The 23,411-nt window shown below is 68.4% G+C and carries 15 protein-coding genes and 4 pseudogenes; 2 read left to right on the top strand and 17 right to left on the bottom strand.

Translation table 11 applies throughout. The annotated features are described in order from the left end of the window. The 7 genes from uvrC to rpe all read right to left on the bottom strand — a co-directional run. A partial coding sequence (gene uvrC, locus BN3906_RS11980; RefSeq protein ID WP_066588740.1) for an excinuclease ABC subunit UvrC occupies positions 1 to 2,017 on the bottom strand: 2,017 nt, incomplete at its 3' end. Positions 2,018 to 2,030: 13 nt separating this feature from the next. Next, positions 2,031 to 2,549 (bottom strand): PH domain-containing protein, encoded by a 519-nt coding sequence (locus BN3906_RS11975; protein WP_227870959.1) that lies wholly within the window; start codon positions 2,547 to 2,549, stop codon positions 2,031 to 2,033. A 50-nt stretch (positions 2,550 to 2,599) separates the two neighbouring features. Then, positions 2,600 to 3,082 carry a 6,7-dimethyl-8-ribityllumazine synthase gene (ribH, locus tag BN3906_RS11970; RefSeq protein WP_066588737.1) on the bottom strand — a complete coding sequence of 161 codons (483 nt, stop codon included), beginning with the start codon at positions 3,080 to 3,082 and terminating at the stop codon, positions 2,600 to 2,602. Positions 3,083 to 3,147: 65 nt separating this feature from the next. Next, a complete protein-coding gene (locus BN3906_RS11965; protein ID WP_390620348.1) occupies positions 3,148 to 4,509 on the bottom strand; it encodes a bifunctional 3,4-dihydroxy-2-butanone-4-phosphate synthase/GTP cyclohydrolase II in 1,362 nt (453 codons plus the stop codon). Next, on the bottom strand, positions 4,469 to 5,149 hold the full coding sequence (locus BN3906_RS11960; protein WP_066588730.1) for a riboflavin synthase: 681 nt from the start codon (positions 5,147 to 5,149) through the stop codon (positions 4,469 to 4,471). Before BN3906_RS11960 ends, BN3906_RS11965 begins: the two co-directional genes overlap by 41 nt. Before the next feature lie 101 nt (positions 5,150 to 5,250). Continuing rightward, on the bottom strand, positions 5,251 to 6,264 hold the full coding sequence (ribD, locus tag BN3906_RS11955) for a bifunctional diaminohydroxyphosphoribosylaminopyrimidine deaminase/5-amino-6-(5-phosphoribosylamino)uracil reductase RibD (RefSeq protein ID WP_066589935.1): 1,014 nt from the start codon (positions 6,262 to 6,264) through the stop codon (positions 5,251 to 5,253). 98 nt (positions 6,265 to 6,362) lie between these two features. Then, complete coding sequence (rpe, locus tag BN3906_RS11950; RefSeq protein WP_066588727.1) at positions 6,363 to 7,034, bottom strand: ribulose-phosphate 3-epimerase; 672 nt, start codon at positions 7,032 to 7,034, stop codon at positions 6,363 to 6,365. A gap of 281 nt (positions 7,035 to 7,315) precedes the next feature. Between rpe and BN3906_RS11945 the strand changes: the two genes are divergently transcribed. Together BN3906_RS11945 and BN3906_RS15530 are read left to right on the top strand one after the other, a co-directional pair. Next, positions 7,316 to 12,973, top strand: coding sequence for a glutamate synthase-related protein (locus BN3906_RS11945; RefSeq protein ID WP_066588724.1), 5,658 nt, complete (start codon positions 7,316 to 7,318; stop codon positions 12,971 to 12,973). Next, positions 12,970 to 14,908, top strand: a pseudogene (locus BN3906_RS15530) (diflavin oxidoreductase). The gene BN3906_RS11945 and the pseudogene BN3906_RS15530 overlap by 4 nt, the downstream one beginning before the upstream one ends. 31 nt (positions 14,909 to 14,939) lie before the next feature. Here BN3906_RS15530 and BN3906_RS11930 read toward each other — a convergent pair. The 10 genes and pseudogenes from BN3906_RS11930 to mihF all read right to left on the bottom strand — a co-directional run bounded on the left by BN3906_RS11930 (position 14,940) and on the right by mihF (position 23,201). Then, a pseudogene (locus tag BN3906_RS11930) lies at positions 14,940 to 16,580 on the bottom strand (RsmB/NOP family class I SAM-dependent RNA methyltransferase). Beyond that, positions 16,580 to 17,140 (bottom strand): methionyl-tRNA formyltransferase, encoded by a 561-nt coding sequence (locus BN3906_RS11925; protein ID WP_261797007.1) that lies wholly within the window; start codon positions 17,138 to 17,140, stop codon positions 16,580 to 16,582. Before BN3906_RS11925 ends, BN3906_RS11930 begins: the two are co-directional and overlap by 1 nt. A gap of 216 nt (positions 17,141 to 17,356) precedes the next feature. Beyond that, positions 17,357 to 17,752, bottom strand: a pseudogene (locus BN3906_RS11920) (methionyl-tRNA formyltransferase); the annotation flags it as partial. Continuing rightward, entirely contained in the window at positions 17,749 to 18,249 is a 501-nt protein-coding gene (def, locus tag BN3906_RS11915) for a peptide deformylase (protein ID WP_066589933.1), read from the bottom strand. The pseudogene BN3906_RS11920 and the gene def, both read right to left, overlap by 4 nt. 501 nt (positions 18,250 to 18,750) lie before the next feature. Further along, positions 18,751 to 18,969 (bottom strand): annotated as a pseudogene (locus BN3906_RS15235) (primosomal protein N' family DNA-binding protein); the annotation flags it as partial. 118 nt (positions 18,970 to 19,087) lie between these two features. Continuing rightward, complete coding sequence (gene metK / locus BN3906_RS11910; protein ID WP_066588720.1) at positions 19,088 to 20,305, bottom strand: methionine adenosyltransferase; 1,218 nt, start codon at positions 20,303 to 20,305, stop codon at positions 19,088 to 19,090. An 83-nt stretch (positions 20,306 to 20,388) separates the two neighbouring features. After that, positions 20,389 to 21,687, bottom strand: coding sequence for a bifunctional phosphopantothenoylcysteine decarboxylase/phosphopantothenate--cysteine ligase CoaBC (coaBC, locus tag BN3906_RS11905; RefSeq protein WP_066589932.1), 1,299 nt, complete (start codon positions 21,685 to 21,687; stop codon positions 20,389 to 20,391). A gap of 254 nt (positions 21,688 to 21,941) precedes the next feature. Then, positions 21,942 to 22,223 (bottom strand): DNA-directed RNA polymerase subunit omega, encoded by a 282-nt coding sequence (gene rpoZ / locus BN3906_RS11900; protein WP_066588716.1) that lies wholly within the window; start codon positions 22,221 to 22,223, stop codon positions 21,942 to 21,944. A gap of 37 nt (positions 22,224 to 22,260) precedes the next feature. Then, complete coding sequence (gene gmk, locus BN3906_RS11895) at positions 22,261 to 22,875, bottom strand: guanylate kinase (protein ID WP_066588713.1); 615 nt, start codon at positions 22,873 to 22,875, stop codon at positions 22,261 to 22,263. 5 nt (positions 22,876 to 22,880) lie between these two features. After that, positions 22,881 to 23,201, bottom strand: coding sequence for an integration host factor, actinobacterial type (gene mihF, locus BN3906_RS11890; RefSeq protein ID WP_066588710.1), 321 nt, complete (start codon positions 23,199 to 23,201; stop codon positions 22,881 to 22,883). Positions 23,202 to 23,411: the final 210 nt, after the last annotated feature.

Genomic DNA, 23,411 nt, shown 5'->3' with positions numbered 1-23,411 from the left:
GGGAATAGTGCCCGTCCAGCGCACTGATGACGGCCGCCGCGAGCCGGGGACCGAAGCCGGGCAGTGCCGCGACAGCCTCCTCCCCCGCCTCCCTCACCCTCGCCACCGAACCGAAGGCCTTCACCAGCTGGGCACGGCGCTTCGGCCCCAGGCCGGGGACGTCGTCGAGAACCGACCGGGTCATCCGGCGTCCACGGCTGGCGCGGTGGAACGTGATCGCGAACCGGTGGGCCTCGTCACGGATCTGCTGCACCAGGTACAGTGCCGGAGAATTGCGCGCGACAATGACCGGGTAGTCCTGCCCCGGCACCCACAGCTCTTCCAGCCGCTTGGCTATACCCACGAGAGTGACGTCGGTGACCCCCAGTTCGTCGAGCACGGCCTGCGCCGCCTCCACCTGGGGACGCCCACCGTCGACGATGAACAGCTGTGGAGGATAGGCGAAACGGGCGGTGCCGGCCTCCGCCTCCCGGACGGTGACCTCGCCCTCGAGACGCTCTCCCCCGTCGTCACCCTCGGGGACAGCGGTCCGGTCCTCCCGGTACCTGCGGAACCTGCGGCGGACCACTTCCGCGATCGAGGCCACGTCATCGGAGTGCCCCCCGCCGGCCGCCTCCCGGATACGGTACCGACGGTAGTCGGCTTTCCTGGGCAGACCGTCCTCGAAGACCACCAGACTGGCGACGACATCGGTGCCCTGGATGTGGGAGATGTCGGTACATTCGATCCGCAGGGGCGACTCGTCCATCCACAACGCCTCACGCAGGTCCTCCAGTGCGGCGGAGCGCGCGGTGATGTCTCCGACGCGGGCCAGCTTGTGCTGGCGCAGTGCCTGGCGGGCGTTCTCCGCGGCCGTGTCCATCAGGGCTTTCTTGTCACCCCGTTGCGGGGTGCGCAGAGTCACCTTCGCCCCCCGCAGTCCTGTCAGCCAGTCGGTCATCTCCGCGGCGTCCTCCGGCTGTGCGGGCAGGAGAATCTCCCGGGGTACCGGCTCGAGTGTCACCTCACGGCTCGCCGCGGCCCTGGAGTTACCGCCCACCGCGGATTCCGTCGCATCCGACAGTTCAGCCGACTGTCCGTAGAACTGGGTGAGGAAGTCTGCCAGCAGGCCCGGCAGGTCACCACCGTCGGCACCGTCGCCGGTCTCCACCACCCAGCCGCGCTGACCACGGATCCGTCCGCCACGGACGTGGAAGATCTGCACGGCGGTCTCCAGGTCGTCGCCGGCCGTCGCGATCACGTCGGCGTCGGTCGCGTCGGAGAAGACCACGGCCTGCTTCTCCATCGCGGAGTCCATCGCGGCGAGCTGGTCACGCAGGGACGCCGCGCGTTCGAAGTCGAGGTCGCCGGCGGCCTCCTCCATCTCATGACGGACCTCACGCATCACCCGCTCGGTGTTCCCCCCGGCGAGGAAAGAGCAGAACCCGTCGACGAGCTCCATGTGCTCCGACGGCGACACCCGGCCCACACAGGGTGCCGAGCACCGGTCGATGTACCCCAGCAGACAGGGTCTTCCCAGCTGCTCATGCCTGCGGAACACGCCGTTGGTGCAGGTACGTACCGGGAACACCCGTGTCAGTGACTCCAGGGTCTCCCGGATCGCCCACGCCTTCGGGTACGGACCGAAGTAGCGGACACCCTTACGCCGCGGACCCCGGTAGAGGAAGGCCCTGGGGTACTTCTCCTTCACGCTCACCGCGAGTACCGGGTAGGTCTTGTCGTCCCGGTACATGACGTTGAACCGGGGGGCGAACTTCTTGATCCACGTGTACTCGAGGTTCAGGGCCTCCAGCTCACTGGAGACCACGGTCCACTGGACGTGGTCGGCGCTGAAGACCATCGTCCGGATCCGGGGACTGAGGTGGGCGGGATCCTGGAAGTAGTTCGACAGGCGGTTGCGCAGGTTCTTCGCCTTGCCGACGTAGAGGACGCGGTCGTCGGCGTCCCGGAAAGTGTAGACGCCCGGGTCGGTGGGTACCGTACCCGGTGCCGGCCGGTAGGTGGAGGGATCTGCCATCTGAGGTCCCCGCCTACTCTTCGGGCATGTATCGGTCCTCGAGGCGACGGAACTCCTCGACCTTCTCCGCGACGGTTGCCTTGTCGCCGATCTGGAAGGCCATCATCGGGACAAACTCGAAGTCCGGGAGCTCCAGGCGGGCCCAGCGGGCGTTGCGGGGGAAGGACAGACCGTAGACCATCTTCCACGGGTAGAACCGCGCACCGGTGATGTTGCGGACCTCCACGCCACGGGCGTTGACCCTGACCCGTGGGCGCGTCAGGGTCAGGACCGCCGCAGAGAAGAGGACGCCCAGACCGACGAAAGCCCACTGGTCGACGACGGTCACGGTCGCCCCGGTGTCTCCCACGGCAGACACGACCCCCATGAAGATGTGCACCACCATGATCACCACCACGGCGATCCAGGCCACCCGCCTGAGGAACGGGGAGGTGACGGTCAGCAGCCAGTCTTCACTCCGGCCCCCGGCCTTCTGACGGGAACCGTTGCCGGTCGGTGCGGATGTATCAGCGGTGGAATCAGCCGTGCTCACGTCGGCCCACGTTACCCCGGGGCGCCGTCGCCGGCCTAACCCGGACCTGCCTACCCCCGGGTTCCGATGTCGTCGAGGACGAGCAGTGTGTGGAGGGCGGCACGGGCGGCGTCGGCACCCTTGTCCTCCACCGCACCGGGCACACCGGAACGTTCCACGGCCTGTTCCAGCGTCTCCACGGTGAGAACTCCGTTGCCCACCGGTCTGCCCGAGTCCAGGGCGGCACGGGTCAGTCCGTCGGTCACCGAACGGCAGACATAGTCGAAGTGGGCGGTGTCCCCACGGATCACGCACCCGTTGGCGACGACCGCGTCATGGGTCTGCAGGGCAGCCTTGACGACGACGGGAAGTTCCATGCATCCGACGACACGCCAGTCGTCGACGAGGACGCCGAGCTCCCTCAGTGTGGAGACGGCGTGGGCGTGGAGCCGGTCGGTGATGTCGGCGTTCCAGGACGCCGACACGACGGCGATCCGGTACCCGTCTCCACAGCCGGGCTTCAGGGTGATGTCGGCGATGCCGTCGGCGGACATGGGAGCTCCTCGTAGAAGGGTCGGTGGACGGGAATGGTCGTCCGGAATGGTCGTCGGAAGCGGTCTCAGTCGGTGCGGGCGGGACGTGCGGCACCGGGCTGTGCCCCGGCACCCGGCGTGCCGGGGTGCGGGGCAGGTTCCGGGAACCTGTCGGTCAGGGAGTCGAGCTGGTGCCCCATCCTGTCACGCTTGGTCCGGAGGTAGAACTCGTTCTCAGGATTGGGCGGAAGATCGATCGGCACCCGACGGGAGACGGACACGCCGTGCCGTTCGAGGTCGAGACGTTTCGCCGGATTGTTGGACAGCAGTGCCACCGACCTGACCCCCAGGTCACGGAGGATCTGGGCTGCCGCGCTGTATTCGCGCGAGTCGACCGGCAGGCCCTGGGCGGTGTTGGCGTCCACGGTGTCGAGTCCCCGGTCCTGAAGGTTGTAGGCGGTGAGCTTCGGCAGCAGTCCGATCCCCCGGCCCTCCTGACCGCGCAGGTACACGAGCACTCCCCTGCCGGATTCGGCGATGCGGTCCATCGCCACGTGAAGCTGTTCGCCGCAGTCGCAGCGCAGGGAACCGAAGACGTCACCGGTGAGGCATTCCGAATGAACCCGGACCAGCACGTCTTCACCGTCGTGGGAGGACGGGTCACCGGCGACGAGGGCGACGTGTTCGACACCGTCGATGACGCCGCGGTAGGCCACCGCACGGAACTCTCCGTGACTGGTGGGCAGCCGAGTCTCGACCTGACGGGTCACCACCGGGGTGTTCACCCTGCGCCATTCGGCGAGCTGCTCAATGGAGATCAGGGAGAGCCCGTGTTCGTCGCAGAAGCGGCGCAGTTCCGGAAGTCTCGCCATGCCGGTCGGGTCTTCGGTGGAGACGACCTCGCAGAGCACTCCGACAGGACGAAGTCCCGCGGCCCTCGCCAGGTCCACTGACGCCTCCGTGTGACCGACCCTCTCGAGGACACCGCCGGCCCGGGCCCGCAACGGCACCACGTGGCCGGGCCGGTGGAAGGTCGCCCTGTCTGAGGCGGGGTCGGCGAGCCTGCGGATGGTGGTGGCACGGTCGGTGGCGCTGATTCCGGTGGTCACGCCTTCTGCGGCGTCGACGGTGACGGTGTAGGCGGTGCCGCGCACGTCCTCGTTACGCGCGACCATGGGAGGCAGTCCCAGCCGGTCGGCGTCCTCGTCGGTGAGGGTGGCGCAGATGTACCCCGAGGAGTGCTGCACGGTGAAGGCGACGAGTTCGGGGGTCGCCTTCTCCGCGGCGAAGATGATGTCCCCTTCGTTCTCGCGGTTCTCGTCGTCGACGACGACGACCGCCTTGCCTGCCGCGATGTCGGCGATCGCGTCCTCGACGGGGTCGAGCAGGGAGGTTCGGGCCGTGGACTCACTCACCGTGACGAACCTCCGTACCTGCGGTGCCGGCATTATCTGTGCCTGTGCCGGTCGTGGAGGGGGACGCCCCGACGAGCCGCTCGAGATATTTCGCGAGCACGTCGCACTCGATGTTGACCCGGTCACCGACCTGCAGGTCACCCAGGACAGTACCGGCGAGGGTGGCCGGGATCAGTGACACCTCGAACCACGGTTCGGTCACCGGTCCGATCTCGGCCACGGTGAGTGACGTCCCGTTCACCGCGACGCTTCCCTTCTTGGCGATGTACCTGCCCAGTGACGGGTCCTCGAGCCTGAAGCGGAGGATCTCCCACTCACTGCCGGGGGTACGGGACTCGAGCACGGCGGTCCCGTCGACGTGGCCCTGCACGATGTGTCCGCCGAGACGCCCTCCGGCAGGGACCGCCCGTTCCAGGTTGACCCGGTCGCCGACGGTGAGGTCGCCGACGGTGGTGTAGTCGAGGGTGACCTGCATGCAGTCCGCCCAGAATCCGGGGTTGTCACCGGAGGCGTCAAAATCGGTGACGGTCAGGCAGACCCCGTTGACCGCGACGGATGCACCGTGGACGGCGTCCCCGACGACGGTTCTGCAGGCTATCCGGAGACGTCGGGCGTCGGCTGTGGGCTCCACGGCTGCGACGGTGCCCGTCTCCTCGACGATTCCAGTGAACATGGCAGTCAGTGTAGGGCACGTCGGCTTCCCGCCTGTCGTCCGGGTTCATCTGGTGGAGGCGGCGGCGACTGTCCGGTGCCCCGGTCCGGGACGACTGCCGGTCAGGGATGTGTGCCGGCGACGGTGAGGATGTCCCCGCCGAGGATCTCCACGGACCGCAGGATGAGCCTCCGGGTTCCCGCAACGGTGGTGGCTGTGGCCGGGTCGGGTGCGACGACCGGCACGCCCGCCCCCAGCAGCGCCGGCGCCGTGTACGCGTCGACTTCGTCGACCATGCCTGCGGCGATGAAGGACGCCGCGAGGTGCGGACCTCCCTCGACCAGGACATCGACCAGGCCCCTGGCCGCCAGGTCCGTCAGGACGGCCTCCGGGTCGTGCCCGTCGTACCGCAGGGCAGGCAGGACCGCGGCGTCCTGCGGAAGCGACGTCCGTCCGAGCACCACCCGGGTCGGCTGCCGGTCACGCAGGCTGCCGTCGGGCAGCCGTGCCGTGAGGCGGGGATTGTCGGTGAGCACCGTCCCTGTCCCTACGATCACGGCGTCACGGCGGGCCCGGTCGAGGTGGACGCGGGCCCGTGCGCTGTCCCCGGTGATCCACTGCGAGGTTCCGTCGGTGGCTGCGGCGAAACCGTCGAGCGTCCCGGCGAACTTCAGTGTGAGGTGGGCACGGCCGTGCCTGCGTGAGACCAGCCAGGGTTCCACACTGAACCGGGGGACCCCGGACAGGTCCGTTGCGGAGGTGACCAGCGGTCCGGTGACCTCGACCCCGTGGTCACGCAGATAGTCGGCCCCGCCTCCCTCCACGTCCCCGGGGTCGGCGAAGGCGTAGACGACCCGTGCGACCCCGGCGTCGAGCAGTGCACGGGTGCAGGGGCCGGTCCGACCGGTGTGGTTGCAGGGTTCCAGGGTGACCACGGCCGTGCCGCCCCGGGCTGCCGGTCCCGCTGCAGTGAGGGCGTTGACCTCGGCGTGGGGACCGCCGACGGGACTGGTCGCACCGGTCGCGACGAGGGTACCGGCGGAATCGAGGATCGCCGCCCCCACCGGTGGGTTGGGCGAGGTTGTGCCGCGCACCTCCTGCCCGGCGGCATCAGCGGCGGCCAGGGCCCGGGCGATCCCGGGGTCGCCGGTGAGCCGGAGGTAGGGGTCGGGGCGTCCGGAACAGGCCTGTCCGACCGGTCCGTGTCCTGCAGGGCCGGTCACTGCAGGGCCGGTCACTGCCGGGCTTCCGCGGCGGAGGCCCGGATGGCGTCCACTGCAGCCTGGGGGTCGTCCGAGCCGAAGACACTGGACCCTGCGACGAGCACGTCCACCCCGGCAGCCCCGGCGGCCGCCGCGGTCTCCACGCTGATACCGCCGTCGATCTCGACCAGGGTCGACAGGGACCCGGCGTCTATCCGCGATCGCAGTGCCCGGACCTTGCCGAGAACCTCCGGCATGAACGCCTGGCCGCCGAAACCGGGTTCGACACTCATCACCAGGACGACGTCGAAGGACGCCAGACTGTCGAGGAGCGGCTCCACCGGTGTCCCCGGCTTCACCGACACCCCGGCGCGGGTCCCGGCCCGGTGCAGTTCGTCGGCGAGGGCGGTGGCGGCCGCCACGTCCTCCACCGCCTCGAGGTGGAAGGTGACGCTGTCGAAGGCGGCGTAGAGCGGGGCCCACCGTTGCGGGTTCTCGATCATGAGGTGCACGTCGGTGAACAGGTCCGTGTGCGTGCGCACGGCCTCGGCGACGGGGAGACCGAAACTGAGGTTGGGGACGAAGTGATTGTCCATGATGTCGATGTGGAGCCAGTCCGCCCCCGGGACCTGTGCGACACTTCCGGCGAGATCGGAGAAGTCGGCGGCGAGGATGGAGGGCGCGACCAGCGTCTGTCGGTTCATGCAGGTGATCTTAGTACGACGCCGGACACGCCCCGGCCGCCGGTCGGCGGCGGCCCGGCGGTCGCCGGCAGTCTCTTGGGCACCTCTCCCCGTCCACATTGTTTCGGTCATATTTCGCACACGTTACCCTGCTATTTCGTCGGGATGTTCGATTCGATCTCACGATACGGATCGGTTAGTCTAACCTGACCAGAGCAATGGCACACCTGGCAGTCACGCAGAACTCCGCCACAAGCGGTTGCCGCTGACCGGGTACCCCGAGGCGAAAGATCAACCCGTTCATGAGTTCGACATTCGGCCTGTACGACCCGTCCCGCGAGCACAGCTCCTGCGGCGTCGGATTCCTCACACGTAAGGACGGCGTCCCCACCCACGACGTCCTGGACCGTGGCCACCGCGCACTCTGCGCCATCCCCCACCGGGGCGGCATGTCCTCCGAAGGCGTCGGCGACGGCGCCGGGGTGAACATCGACCTGTCCGTGGAATTCTTCTCCGCCGTCACCGGAACCCCCCTCGAGGAGCGGCGTTTCGGCGTCGGTAATTTCTTCATGCCCGAAGAACCGGGGCACACCGGTGACGCCCGCGACCTCATCGGATCCGCTCTCGAGGCCGAGGGGCTGGAGGTGGTGAAGATCCGGGAGGTGCCCGTCAACCCGTCGGCGGTCCGTCCGGCGGCACTGGCTTACCAGCTGCCGATCCTGCAGTGGATCTTCACCGTCCCCTCCGGCATGTCCGCCGGCGCCGCAGACCGTGCGGCGAACTCGGCACTGCTGCGCATCGAGCAGGAGGCGTACTCGCGTCCCGGTCTCCGGGGCCTGTATCCGTTGTCCTTGTCGACCCGCACCCAGGTCCTCAAGGGGAGGCTCAACGCCGACGAGGTCATCCCCTGGTTCGCCGACCTCACCGATCCTGCGCACAGTGTGCGCACCATGTACTTCCACACCCGGTTCTCCACGAACACGGAACCGCACCCGTCGATGGCGCAGCCGTTCCGTCTCATGGCGCACAACGGCGAGCTCAACACGGACCGCAAGAACCGGATCAGTGATGAGGCTGCCGCGGCCTCACGCCAGCGTCACATCATCCGCCCACCCGGACAGTCGGATTCCTCCCGTCTCGACCAGACCCTGCAGTCCCGGGTCTTCGACGACCGTCTCGACATCGTGGAGGCCGTGGTCTCACTGATGCCCCCCGCCTGGGAGAACGACACCTCACTCCCGGAGCCGGTCAGGGACATGCTGGAGTACTTCTCCCTGTACGAGGAGAAGAACGACGGCCCGGCGGCCGTGATCTTCAACGACGGCGACGTCGTCGGCGCCCGCCTGGACCGTCTCGGGCTGCGTCCCCTGCGCAGCATCGAGACGGCCGAGTACCTCATGGTCTCCTCGGAGGCGGGACAGCTCGAGGCGGAGCCCGACGAGGTCCTCCACCGGGGCCGGATCGAGGCAGGCGGCATGCTCATCCTGGACCACCGGACCGGTCAGATCCGGCGGACACGGGAGACCCTCGAAGAGCTCGCCTCCCGCCGGGACTACGCGTCCCTGCTCTCGTCCGCCCGTACCGACATCCGGGACATCCCGGTCACCGGTCTGGAACGCGGCACCAGCACTCTCGGGTACCAGGGTGACCTGTCCCTGGCCGGGCGGTTCGTGGCCTACTCGATGAACCAGGAGAGCTTCCGGTTCATGATGGACCCGATGCTGGCCAACGGCGCGGAGCGGATCTCTGCGATGGGGTACGGCAACGCGATCAACGCCCTGTCTGACACCGAGGGCGGGATGGCGAAGTACTTCTCGCAGCGTTTCGCCCAGGTCACCAATCCGCCGTTGGACTCGATCAGGGAGGCTGACGGGATGACGTTCCGGGTCGCCCTGGGTGCCAAGCCGGACGGCAGGGACACCGAGGACCCGCGCGAACCCACCCACCAGATCATCGTGGAGTCCCCGATCCTGTCCCATCTGGACATGCTGCGCCTGCGGGAGCAGAACCTGGTGCCGTTGCGTCGCTTCGACCTGCTCTACGAGCCGGTCGCCGGGGACCCGGACGCCAACGCCGACTCCCTCACCGACGCCCTCGACCGCCTTTGTGACGCCGTCGCCCGCTTCGCGGCAGAGAAGGGCGGCATCGCCGTGCTCTCCGACCGCTCAGTGGACACCGGTCACGCCCCGGTCCCCCTGCTGCTCGCCGTTTCTGCGGTGAACCAGCGGCTCATCGCCGACGGCCTGCGCATGCGCGTGTCCGTGATCGCCGACTCCGGTCAGCTGCCCAGCTCCCACCACATCGCCTCCGCCCTCGGTTTCGGCGCCGCCGCCGTGTACAGCCTTTCCGCCCGTCTGCGGGCAGAGGAGAAGTATCCGGCTCCGACGGGTCCCGCCGGTGAGTACACGGAGACAGACAGAGCCTTCGACCGGTTCCGTAAGGCCGCACTCAAGCAGCTCGGGAAGACCATGGGACGGGTCGGCCTGTGCACCGTGGAGAGCTACATCGGCGGGGAGTTCTTCGAGCCGAACTACCTCGACACCCGTGACCCTGCCCTCGCCCGGTGCTTCCCGCACATGGACGCCCCGGTCCGGGGGGTGGGCTTCCGCCGCATCGCCGAGGCGGCCACTGAATGGCACCGGCGTGCCGCCTCGATCACCGAGGATTCCGACATTCCTCTGCTCGGACTGTTCAAGGAACGGTCGGAAGGCGCCGGCCACTCCTTCGGCACGAGTGCGGTGCGCGGGTTCACCGGTCTGACCGACGAACCCCTGGCACTGCCCTCCCCGACCGTCCCGCCGGCGGCCACGGCCGCCCGGTCAGGCAGCGGGAAGGACGCCACCGTCGCCGGGGACAGTGCCCGCGACAATGCCCGGGACAGTAACCGGGACGATGTCGGGGATGAGCTGCGTCTGCTCACTCTGGGCCAGCTCAGGGACGCCTTCGGGATCACCGACTCCGCCTACACGAACGCAGGCTTCGGACGCCTCACCGATGAACAGATCGACTCATTCAAGGTCACCCCGGGCTACCGCGACTTCGTCTCCACCACCAAGGCGGAGCGGGCACGGCGTCCTTCCGCCCTGCGTGACATCCTCGCCCTCCCCGCCGACGTCACCGGTATGCGGCTGTCAGAGGACTTCGACCGCCAGCTGGGGACCTTCTCTCTGGAAGGAAATGACTCGATCTGCGTCCGCGGACTCGACGTCAGCCCGGCCGGCACAGACACCTGGGCACTGGTGCTCACCGACCCGGAGGGACGTCTCGGCGGTCACGCTGAACTCGCCGTGTGGTTCCGTGAGACGTTCGGGGACGCCGTGCTGGGCGTTCGCATCTCCGCAGCTGAACTGCTCGTCAGCGCCCACGGCCGGGCTGCACGCTTCCTCGGTATGCTGCGTCCGGCACCGCCGAGTCTTGCCCTGTCGGAGGTCCAGCCCGCCCACGAGATCACCCGCACGCTGGCGTCCGGGGCGATGAGCCACGGTGCTCTCGTCGCCACCGCCCATGAGGCGGTCGCCCACGGCACGAACATGGTCGGCGGCATGTCGAACTGCGGTGAGGGCGGCGAGCATTTCTCACGGGCAGGGACCATCCGCGGATCGAGGATCAAGCAGTTCGCCTCAGGAAGGTTCGGGATCTGGGCCGGTTACCTCGCCGACCCCCAGCTCGAGGAGCTGGAGATCAAGATCGGGCAGGGCGCGAAGCCCGGCGAGGGCGGACAGCTGCCCGCGGCGAAGGTCACCGTGGACATCGCCGCGGCACGTGGCGGGACCCCCGGCATTGAACTTGTCTCCCCTCCTCCCCACCACGACACCTACTCCATCGAGGACCTCGCCCAGCTCATCCACGACTGCAAGGCCGCCCGCGTCCGGGTCATCGTCAAGCTCGTCTCCTCCGAGGGCATCGGCACGATCGCGGTGGGTGTGGCGAAGGCAGGGGCGGACGTGATCAACGTCGCGGGCAACACCGGCGGTACCGGGGCGGCGGCGGTCACCAGTCTGAAGTACGCCGGCCGTTCCGCCGAGATCGGGATCGCCGAGGTCCATCAGGCTCTGATGGTCAACGGGCTGAGGGACAAGGTCGTCCTGCGCTGTTCCGGTGCCCACCAGACCGGGCGCGACGTCGTGGTCTCCGCCCTCCTCGGCGGCGACTCCTTCGAGTTCGGCACCACCGCCCTGATGATGCTGCGCTGCGTCATGGCGAAGAACTGCAACATCAAATGCCCTGCGGGACTGACCACCAACGCGGAGGCGTTCAACGGTGATCCGCGTGCCCTGGCCCAGTACCTGCTCAACATCGCCCACGATGTCCGGGGGATCCTCGGCCGGCTGGGACTGCACTCCCTGCGGGAGGCACGCGGACGTTCCGACCTGCTCCAGCTGCTGGAGCACCCCGCCTCAGTCGGACGCCTCGACCTGCGGAAGATGCTCGCCCTCGTCCCGGAGAAGAAGGTCACCGACCCGGTGTACCTGGAGAAGAACTTCTCCACCGACGACCACCTGCTGACGGTCGTGCGTGAGGCACTCGTCGACCGTGGCGAACGCAACGTCACCGTCGAGGACATCGTCCTGCACAACTGGGACAAGTCCGTCGGCGGACAACTCGCGGTCGACATCGAACGCCTCCTCAACCACTCCAACTCCGCGGAGGTCGGAACCGGTCCCGCCCTCACCGCAGCAGAGGTCGACGCACTCCCCGCCACACTCCGGGACGACCGGGGCCGTGCCTTCCTCGACGAGGGAACGGTCACCGTACGTACCTCCGGCGCAGCCGGACAGTCCTACGGCGTGTTCTGCAGTGACGGCATGGTCCTGGAGCACACCGGCACCGCCAACGACGGGGTCGGCAAGAGCCAGTGCGGCGGGACCGTGGTCGTCCGCTCCCCCGGCGGAGGTTCCCCCGATCCCGGAGGCAATGTCCTCATCGGCAACTTCGCGCTCTTCGGGGCGACCGGTGGGCGACTCTTCGTCGAGGGTGAGGCAGGCGACCGTTTCGCCGTGCGCAACTCCGGTGCGACGGCCGTGGTCGAGGGCTTCGGCGAGTTCGGTGCCGAGTACATGACCAACGGCACCGTCCTGAACCTCGGGTCGGTGGGCAAGGGCCTCGGCAACGGCATGTCCGGCGGTTTCCTCTACCAGTACGATCCCGACGGCAGGGTCCCGGAGATCGCCAGCCACGATTCCCTGGTCACCTTCCCGTTGTGCGATGCGGAACCCTTCCACGAGGCCACGGTGCTCCAGCTCCTCGACATGCACATCGGGGCGACAGGGTCCGCCCTGGCCACCCGGCTGCGGGAGGACTGGGAGAACACCCGGACGCACATCGTCTGCGGTATGCCCCGGGCACTGCTGCTCTACCAGGACGCCGACGCCATCCTCGCCGCCGCCGGCAGGAAGGAACTCCTCGACGAACTGGCCACCGCCGTGGCGACCGACCGGCTGCATGCGTTCAAGACCGACTACCGGGACCGGAGGGTCGTCGCAGGAGGCAGGGTGCCGGGTGCCGGTGACACCTCACCCGAGGGGGCCGCGACCATGTTCGGTCTCATCGCCTCGTACACAATTCTCAACGTCGCCCGGGAGTTCGCCCGTGAACGGGTCACCGGCGCGGTCGACCCCGGCGACCCACGTATCGACGACGCCACCCGCAAACTGATCCTCACCGAGGACTTCTTCGTGATGCAGAAGGTCGTCCGCTACCTCCGCGACTCCATGGACTCGCTCGACGACGAGCAGCTGGCCGTCCTCATCGCCACGAAACGGCTCGGGGACTACAAGGCGTCCCTGGAACGCCGTAACGTGCGGGGCACCGTGTCCCCCGCAACCTACGGGTGGATCATGCACCAGGACCTGAAGAACTGTGCCCGCCTGGACGACACCCGGATCGACAAAGCTATCGCCAACGCCTCCCTCGACGACCTTGTCGCAGGGTGGCGGGAGATGAAGGGAGCTGAGGTATGACACTCCGACTTCCCACCGGGGCCCCGTTCTCGGTGGAACAGCAGACCTGGCTCGACGGGTTCTTCGCCGGACTGGACCTGGGCCGCGAGCGCTACCAGGCGCCCGCCGCGCAGCTCACCGTCGAGGTGCTCTACGGGTCACAGACCGGAAACTCCTCCGACCTCGCCGACCAGCTCGCCGGAGGACTGCGCGCCTCCGGCCTGGGTGCCAACGTCAGTGAACTGGACAGTGCCGGCACCGGTGTCCTCACCTCCGGCGCAGGTCATGTTCTCATCGTCACCTCCACCTACGGTGAGGGGGACATGCCGGACAATGCGGAGATGTTCTGGGAGGCCCTGTCCTCCCCTGACATGCAGCGTCTGGAACACCTCAGTTTCGCGGTCCTGGCCCTCGGTGACTCCGGCTACGACGACTTCTGCCAGGCCGGCCGTGACATTGACATCCGACTGGAGCAGCTCGGTGCCCGTCGCCTCACCGCCCGGGTCGACTGCGACGTCGACTACGAGGACTGCGCCGCACGGTGGATCGACGCCGCGGTCGCGGCAGTCGTCGCCGAAGCTCCCGCCGGTGCCGCCGGAGCGCCACCTGCGAAGGGGCTGACGGGCCGGCGGGAACGTGGCGTGCTGGCGAACCGGCCCCTCCCCTTTTCCGGGGGCCAGGGGGGGAAGGTGTACGAGGAGCCCCGAATCTGTCTCTTATACACTTCGAGATGTATAGAAGAGGCGGGCTCCCGCCGGTGCCGCCGGAGCGCCACCTGCCGGTGCGGGGGCGGGGACCGGAAGTGCACAGGAGCGCAGGTCCACGGGTCCGAAATGGAGCCGGAAGAGTCCTTTCCCCGCCGCACTCGCCGCCAGTCGTCGCCTGTCCGCCCCCGGCAGTGCCAAGGAGATCCACCACTACGAGTTCGACCTCGCAGACTCAGGGATCACCTACACCGCAGGGGACGCTCTCGCGGTCATGCCGGTCAATGACCCGGAACTCGTCGGAGCGGTCCTCGGTCGTCTCGGGCTCGACGGCTCGCAGGACTCCCCGGGTGACGGCGGTGGGACACTGTTCGACACGGTGCTGACCTCCCGGGAGATCCGCACACCGGGACGGGACTTCATCACCGCGGTCGCGGACGCCGCACCCGAAGGAGTTCTCGCAGACGTCATCCGCCGTGACGACCGGGACGCCCTGGACTCCTACCTGTGGGGACGTGACATCCTTGACCTGCTCGAAGAGAACCCGTCGGTACGTTTCACGGCTGAACGACTGCTGGAACTGCTGCGTCCTCTCCAGGCCCGTCAGTACTCCATCTCCTCGTCACCGTTGGCGAGCCCGGACCGGATACACCTCACCGTCGCCTCGGTCAGGCACAGCAGCGGCCCCGGTGCCCGCAGCCACGGAGGAGTGTGCTCGACCTACCTCTCCGACCGTATCGCCGACGGTGACCTGACCGGAATCTGGCTGCAGCCCAATGCTGCATTCAGCGTCCCGGAGGACGGTTCGAGACCGGTGATCATGGTGGGCCCCGGTACCGGCATCGCCCCGTTCCGGGGTTTCCTCCACGAGCGGGCGGAATCCGGTGCCACGGGTTCCAACTGGCTGTTCTTCGGCGACCAGCACCGCGCCACCGACTTCATCTACGAGGAGGAGCTGACGGGACTGTCGGAACGTGGCGTGCTGACGAAACTGTCGCTCGCCTTTTCCCGGGACCAGGCGGAGAAGGTGTACGTGCAGACCCGGATGAGACAGGAGGCGGAGGAGCTCTACCGCTGGCTCGAGGACGGGGCCTACTTCTACGTCTGCGGGGACGCCTCACGCATGGCCAAGGATGTCGAGACCGCCCTGCTGGACGTCATCGCCGGGCAGTCGGGTGGTTCGGAGAACGCGGCCCAGGAGTATCTGGCCCGTATGAAGAAAGAGAAGCGGTACGTCCGCGACGTGTACTGACCGACCGCTTCCGCTCCGGTCAGCGCGCCGGTCAGCGACGCAGTACGGCGAAGAACATTGCGTCGGTGCCGTGCCGGTGCGGCCAGAGCTGGACGAACGGGGCGGAGTCCAGAGTTCCTGACTCCCGCTCCCCTTCCCCTGTCAGCTCGGGGAACAGGGCGGTGGCGTCCTCGACGACAGCACCGGTCTCCTCGGCAACTGACAGGACGACCTCCCGGGTCTCTGCGGGGTGGGGCGAACAGGTCGAGTAGACCACCACACCGCCCGGCCGGGTGGCACGCAGGGCCGAGCGCAGCAGATCCCGTTGCAGGGACACGAGCCCGGGGACGTCCCCCGGCGACTTCCGCCACCGTGCCTCGGGTCGGCGGCGCAGGGCTCCGAGCCCGGTGCAGGGCGCGTCGACGAGAAGACGACGTCACGGACCCGGTCCCCTGAGCCGGTTCTCCTGCGGGCGTCCTCATGTTCTCTTCAAATCGAAACCGATAAGAGAGAAGGAAAAGAGAGACGGGTCATAGCCTGAGCTCTCCGCCGCCCCGCCCCGGCCCGGGGCGGTCGGAATCTCCAGGCCTTCGATCTCTTCAAGTCTGCGTCCGTCCCCCTCGAACACCGTCACCGGCAGTCCCCGGGTGGCGTTGCGCACCAGTCGGGCACGGTGGGGAACCGGTTCCACGGCATCGACGACGGCACCGTCACCCATCGCCCAGGAGGCGATGAAAGCCGTCTTGCCCCCGGGACCCGAGCACAGGTCCAGCCAACGGCCGTGGTCGTCGTCGACGCGTGCACGCAGCAGCGCCAGGGCGATGAGCTGACTTCCCTCGTCCTGGACCCCGGCGAGCCCCTCCTTCACCGGTTCGAGTTCCCCCGGGTCCCCCTCGGAAAGGTAGACGGCGTACGGGGACCAGCGTCCCTGCTCACCACCGGTGACCAGGGCCAGTTCCTCCCCGCTGATCTGCCCGGGGCGGGCGGCAAGGTGGACGAGGGGACGGATGTCGTCGGCTTCCAGGGCTTCGGGGAGTTCCGGTGAGAGCTGGCCCGGGCCGGCCCCCAGGGCGGCGTTGAACGCCTCGGCGATCCAGGCCGGGTGTGAGGTGCGCAGTGCGGCGCGTTCCAGCGGATCGGTCACCCGGCCGACCACCCGGTCAACGAGGGTGCCGGCCGGGGTCCTGGTGAGGGAGCGCAGGACACCGTTGGTGAACCCGGCCGCCTTCGCTTCACCGTTGGCCTTGACCAGTTCGACCGTGGTATTCACCGCCGCGTGATCGTCGACCCTCGTGCGCATGATCTGGTAGGCGCCCAGTCTCAGGGCATCGAGGACGACGGCGTCGATCCTGTCGACCGGGCGTCCTGCGACATCGGCGATCACCGCATCGAGCAGGCCCTGCATCCGCAGTGTGCCGTAGGTCAGTTCGGTGGCGAATGCGGCGTCCCTGCCGTGGAGGTTCGCCGAGCGCAGTGCTTCCGGCAGGGCGATGTTGGCGTAGGCGCCTTCGGCGGAGACTCTGCGCAGGACGTCGAAGACGACGTCACGGACACGGTCCCCTGAGCCGGTTCTCCTGCGGGCGTCCTCATGTTCTCTGCGGTGCGACTCGCTGCGGCGCCGGTACCCCCTGCTGCCGGTGTCCTGACGCCGGGACGAGCCCGCCGACTCTGACCGGGAACGGAATCCACCCATCACTGTTCTCCTTCGGGCATCTGCTCGGGTACGGGGTCGGGACCCCGGTCGGGTACGGGGTCGGGTACGGGGTCGAAGACAACTGTCCGGGCTTCGCCTGTGGACCCCTTTCCACCCAGGTCACCGCGTCCACGGGCCCAGTCGGCCGCCGTCATCATCTTCCTTCCCGGTGGCTGGATCCTGGTGATCTCCAGGGCTGCGTCACCGGTTCCGACGAGGACCCGTGACTTTCCGGCGAGCACCTCTCCCGGGGACAGTTCGGCCTCCTGTGTGACGGGCAGGAGCAGTCCCAGCTTGTACCGTTCACCGTCGAGGGTCGTCCATGCCCCCGGTGCCGGTGTGTGTGCACGGGTGACCCGCTGGATCACCGCGGCAGGACGCCGCCAGTCCACCCTGGCGTCGGCGGTGGTGATCTTCCCGGCGTACGTCGCTCCGTGTTCCGGCTGCTCTGTCACCACCGCAGTGCCGGACTCCAGTCCGGTCAGAGACTGTGACAGGAGTTCTCCACCGGAGACGGTCAGCCGGGTCAGCAGGTCATCGGCGGTGTCGGTGGGTGTCACGGTTTCCTCGACGGTGCCGATCACCGGTCCGGCGTCGAGGGCGGGGACGATTCGGAACGTCGTCGCGCCGGGGACCCGGTCCCTTTTTCACATTTACATTGGTTTTAGAGACAGGCCCAATGGTGCCTTTAGGTTTCCGGGGGGCGGGTTGTGAGCCGGGATCTATGTGGGCCCCCGGGACCGCCTCCCCCCCGTCTCGGGTTTCTCTCACGGTGGCGCCGCCTGGACCGGTGCTGCGCCGCGCCACCGGGGCAGCAGGGAGAAGTGCAGGTTGATCCACCCGAACCGGAAGATGTCGAGGACGTCGGCCGGGAGGATCTGACCGTAGGCCACCACGGCGACGGCGTCCACACCGGTGTCCGCGTATCCGCGCAGGATCTCGCGGATCCGGTCGGCGTCCGGAGCCCCGGGCTTCAGGGAGGACCACCGGTGCACCGGAACGCCGGCGGCCCCGGCCACTTCGGCGACCGGGGACGGGTGCAGGCTCCTGCCCCGACCCCGACGCGCGTCCGGGCGGGTCAGCACGGCGACGACTTCGTGGGGGGAGTCCCCGAGCAGGTGGCGCAGGACGTGTGCCGCGGGTTCCGGAGTTCCGGCGAAGAGAATTCTCATCGGTTGAACCACTCACTCGTCCTGATGTCCGCCATGACGGCGCGTCGGCCCTCGGGTTCCATGCGCTGGAAGTACATCACCCCGTCAAGGTGGTCGGTCTCATGCTGTACACACCGTGCGAGCAGTCCGGTGACCTCCCGGTCCACCGTGTCGCCGTCGAGGGTGACACCGGTGACGCGTACCTTGGCGGCCCTGGTCACCGGTCCGCCGGTTCCGGGCACCGACAGGCATCCCTCTCTGCCGGTCTGGGTCTCCGGGCCGACGGCCTCCCACACCGGGTTGATCACGTGGCCCCGGTCCCCTTCACAGTCGTAGACGAAGACTCTCCTGGTCACCCCGACCTGGTTGGCGGCCAGTCCGACCCCTCCGGCGGTGTCCATGGTCTCCAGCATGTCGGCGACGAGGGTTCGCAGGGTGGGGTCGGAGGGGTCGTCTACAGGTTCGGCGACGGTCCGCAGGACCGGGTCGCCGAACAGGCGGATGTCAAGGGCAGTCATGACGGAACAGTCTAGCCGACCCGCACAGGGTCGACGACGACCCTCAGGGGTCCGGTCATACGCCGGGTGGCGCGCACCGACTTCGCCGCCCTGAGTGCACCGCCGAGCAGCGGGGCGGCGTCCTGCCCGGAGGCGGTGTGCGCCGGGGTCCTCAGAATCAGCCGGCGCGCCCGGTCGCGCTCCTGCTCCCCCAGCCCGGGTCTGTAGAACACATAAAGGAGTGAGAAAGAGAGAAGCCGACAGCCATGACGCCCTCGCCGCCCGGCCGGACAGTATCGCGGCCAGGAGACTGTCAGCGTGACGGTAGCCGGCCCACCCGTCGAGGGCCGCCTGCCGTGCGGCGTCGGCAAGGTCAGGTGCGGGGACCAGGTCACCGTAGAGTTCCTCCCAGCTGACCCCGTTTCCGAACAGTCCGGCCTTCTCTGCACTGACGTGCCGGGCGGGCACCGCGGACCGGATAATGTCGGAACGTACCCCGGCGTACCGGTCGGCCAGCAGGTTGACGAGCTTCCACAGCTGCGCGGGCACCACCGGGGCCTCCCCGAGGACCCGTGTCACCGGGGCAAGGCGCCCCACGTGCTCGGTCGCGCGGCGACGTTCCACGACGACGGCGTCGACCAGGCGACCGGCGAAACGTACACGGACCCGGGTCCCGGCGACGGCGGTGGCGTCAAGATCCGGCGGAACGGAGTAGTCGAAGAGTCGGTCGAGGTGCGGCATCCCGAGCAGGGGGAGCACCCTGGCGACCGGCAGGGCGACCCGGTCGGTGACAGGACCGGAGCCGGGGTCGGTGACCGGTGGTTCCACGACAGGGTCGGACATCGGCTCGTCGACGGTGCTACAGGCCGGCCGCGTCCCTGAGTGCGTCGACGCGGTCCGTCCTCTCCCACGGCAGATCGATGTCGGTACGGCCGAAATGCCCGTAGGCGGCAGTCTGCGCGTAGATCGGGCGCAGCAGGTCCAGTTCCCGGATGATCGCCGCGGGCCTCAGATCGAAGACACGGCGGACGGCCGCCTGGATCGATTCGTCGGTCTGACCCTCCACGGCAGTTCCGAAGGTCTCGACGTAGAGGCCGACCGGCTGTGCTTTGCCGATGGCGTAGGCGACCTGGACCTCCGCGCGGTGTGCGAGGCCGGAGGCGACGATGTTCTTGGCGACCCAGCGCATGGCGTAGGCGGCGGACCTGTCGACCTTGCTCGGATCCTTGCCCGAGAATGCGCCGCCACCGTGGCGGGCCATGCCGCCGTAGGTGTCGACGATGATCTTGCGTCCGGTCAGACCGGCGTCGCCCATCGGGCCGCCGAGGATGAAGGACCCGGACGGGTTGATCAGGACGGTGAGGTCATCGGTGACCAGGTCGGTGATCCCCGCCTCCTCGATGACGGGATCGATGACATGTTCGCGCAGCTGTGCGGCGAGCCATTCCTGGGTCGCTTCGGGTGCGTGCTGGGTGGAGATGACGACCGTGTCGAGGTGGTGGGGCCTGCCGTCGGAGTCGTAGGCGAACGTGACCTGGGTTTTGCCGTCGGGACGCAGATTGTCGACGATGCCCTCCTTGCGGACCTGGGTCAGCCGCCGGGACAGCCGGTGAGCGGTCGCGATCGGTAGTGGCATCAGTTCCGGGGTTTCGTCGGTGGCGTAGCCGAACATCAGTCCCTGGTCACCGGCACCCGCCTGGTCGTCGGCGTCCCGCGAGTCACCGGCGTCACCGTTGCGGTACTCGTGGGAGGTGTCGACCCCGTCGCCGATCTCCTGGGACTGTTCGCCGATGGCGACGTTGACGCCGCAGGTCGATCCGTCGAACCCGACCTCGGAGGAGGTGAATCCGATCCGGCGGATCGTGTCCCGGACCAGCTGCGGGATCTCGACGTAGGCGCTGGTCCTGACCTCGCCGACGACATGGACCTGGCCGGTGGTGACGAGAGTTTCGACGGCCACGTGGGAGGTGGGGTCCTTGGCGAGCAGAGCGTCGAGGATGGTGTCGGAGATCGCGTCGCAGATCTTGTCGGGGTGACCCTCGGTCACGGACTCACTGGTGAAAAGGCGGAATGACACGCGGAGTTCTCTTCCTTGTAGGAGTCGGGCAGTTCAATTCGGACTATATTAGACCAAGCGGTCTATCAGGGGCGCCGGGGCCCTCACCCGGGAGCGAAAAGCTCTTCGAGCGCGTCGAGCACATGCGCCGCGACCACATGTTTGGAACCCGCGGGAACCTCCACGACATCCTCCTCCCCCGGATGGTCGCCCGGGGTGAGCAGCCAACCCGAACTGTCGTCCCGGCCGAAGACCCGTCCCCCGCCCACCGCATTACACATCAGCAGGTCACAGCCCTTCTTCGCCAGCTTGACCCGGGCCAGGTCCAGGGGGGTGTGGCCGGCGTCCCCGGTCTCCGCGGCGAAACCTGCGATGAGGAGGTCCTCGGGCAGGTCGCCGGTACGACGTGACTCCACGAGCCCCCGCAGGATGTCGGGGTTCTCGGCGAGTTCCAGTACCGACAGATCCTCTACCCCGCCCTTCTTCAGCTTCGAGTCAGCCTCCGTCACCGGACGGAAGTCCGCGACCGCCGCCGCCATGACCACGGCGTCCACCCCCGGGGCGAGGTCATTGACCGTCGCGTGGAGGTCCCGGGCCGTACGCACCCTGGTGACGTGCGCACCCGAGGGCACGGGAAGGTCGTCGGTGAAACCGGCCACCAGCTCGACCCGGGCGCCTCGCTGCACGGCGATGTCGGCCAGTGCGAAGCCCTGCCTGCCCGAGGAGTCATTGCCGAGAAAACGTACCGGGTCCAGCGGCTCACGGGTACCACCGGCGGTGATGAGCAGCCGCCGGCCGACCAGCGAACGGCGGAAGATGCCGTAACGGTCCCGGGCAGCCGTCGCAAGGGTCGCGATGTGCCCGGGGTCCGGCAGCCTGCCCGGACCCGAGTCCGGCCCGGTGAGGCGCCCGTGGGCGGGTTCCAGCACCACAGTGCCACGGCGGCGCAGGGTCGCGACATTCTCCCTGGTGGCCGGATGCGCCCACATCTCGGTGTGCATCGCCGGTGCAAGCACCACCGGACAGGTCGCCACCAGACAGCTGGCGGTGAGCAGGTCGTCCGCCCGTCCCTGGGCGAGTCGGGCGATCAGGTCGGCGGTCGCCGGGGCGATGACCACCAGGTCGGCCTCCTGACCCAGCCGGACGTGCCGCACCTGGTCGACGTCGTCGAACACGGTGGTGGTGACGGGGTTGCCGGACAGGGCCTCGAATGTCGCGGCACCGACGAAACGCAGCGCGGACTCCGTCGGGATGACATGCACCTCATGACCGGCTCCGGTGAAGGCGCGCACCAGGGCGCAGGCCTTGTACGCGGCAATGCCGCCGCCGACGCCGACGAGGATCCGGAGGGTCTCGGAACCGGGGTCCGGAGAAGCGTCGGGGGAACCGTGTGAACCGTTCACGGTCGAGCCCGCGGTAGAGGCTGCGGTGGGGGCCGTGGTAGAGGCCACAGCGGGCTCCGTAGTGGGCTCCGCAGTGGAATCCGAGGTGCCGTCCGTGGTGCCCGGGTGGGACGCTGGGGTCGAGTCAGTCACGGTGATCAGCCTAGCCCACCGCGGGTACGGACACACGGACGCCCGCCCCACCGGTGAGGGTGGGACGGGCGTCTACGGTCAGTGGTCGGGGACCTGTCGGTTCCGCCTCCCGGCCCTGTCTGTCAGCCTTCGGTGTGCTCGAGAAGGTCTGCGTCGATCTCGCGCAGAGCGATGGAGAGGGGCTTCTCCTTGTTCTCCGGAGCCACCAGGGGACCGACGAACTCGAAGACCCCCTCACCCACGTTCTGGAAGTAGTTGTTGATCTGGCGGGCCCGCTTCGCAGCGAAGATCACCAGAGCGTACTTCGACGAGACCTTCGTGAGAAGATCGTCGATCGGCGGGTTGGTGATACCGATCGGCGGGTCGAAGACCGTCGAGTTGTCGTTGACGTCCTGAGTTTCCACTCCGCACCTCATAGTTCAGCTAGTTCAGCGTTGGTCTTCAGCGTTGGTCGGCGGCCGGGGCCGCGCTGTCTGTCGTCTCTCCCCGGTTGAGCAGGATGTCCGCGATGGCGGACACCGCCTTGTCGAGATCGTCGTTGACGACGACCCGGTCGAACTCGCCGGATGAGTCGAGCTCCTCGCGGGCCGTCTCCAGACGGCGTGCGATGACCTCCTCGGACTCTGTCCCCCGGCCGGTCAGCCTGGCGACGAGGTCCTCCCAGCTGGGGGGTGCGAGGAAGACGGTCACCGCGTCCGGGATGAGCTTCTTCACGTTCCGCGCCCCGGCGAGGTCAACCTCGACCAGGACCGGACGCCCGGCGGCGAGTGCCTTCTCGACCGGGCCCCGCGGGGTTCCGGACAGCTGGAGGCCGCCGTGGATCTCCGCCCATTCGAGCATCCCTCCCTCGGCGACAGCTTTCCGGAACTCCTCGGTGGTGACGTAGTGGTAGTCCACCCCGTCGACTTCGCCGGGCCGGGGGGCCCGGGTGGTCATCGACACGCTGAAGAACAGGTTCGGAACGGTGTCCCTCAGACCCTTGACCACGGTGGACTTCCCCACTGCGGAGGGACCTGCGAGAACGACCAGCCGGGGCCTCGTCGTGTCTGTGGTCACCTGGCCTACGCCTCGAAGTTGAAGCGCTCCAGCAGGGCGCGACGCTGGCGGTCACCGAGACCACGCAGACGACGGGTGGGGGCGATTTCCAGCTCGGTCATGATCTCCTGGGCCTTGACCTTGCCGACCTTGGGGAGAGCCTCGAGAAGTGCGGAGACCTTCATCTTGCCGATGATCGGGTCAGTGTCAGCCTTGGCGAGGACCTGCTTCAGGTTGGTTCCGCCACGCTTCAGCTGTTCCTTCAGCTCGGCGCGGGCCTTGCGGGCCTCGGCGGCCTTCTTGAGGGCTTCTGCGCGCTGCTCCGGGGTCAACTGGGGAAGGGCCACGGGTTCCTCCGTATGTCGTATGTCGTCGGATGAGTTCTTTCGGGTGTTTCCCCCCGGTGGTGCGGACGTTACCGGTCCGCTGCGCCGGGGATCGCGGTCGGCACCGGGGTTACGGTGGCGACGGGACGGGAGTTCCGCTGCGGAGTCCGGTGGGACCGCCACGGGGAAACATCTCCGTGAAACAACGGGCCAAGTGTAGCGTCCCCACCT

Origin of the sequence: Corynebacterium provencense (genome assembly GCA_900049755.1) — a bacterium.
GTDB classification, from domain to species: Bacteria; Actinomycetota; Actinomycetes; order Mycobacteriales; family Mycobacteriaceae; genus Corynebacterium; species Corynebacterium neomassiliense.
This window is presented reverse-complemented; position numbering and strand designations above follow the sequence as displayed.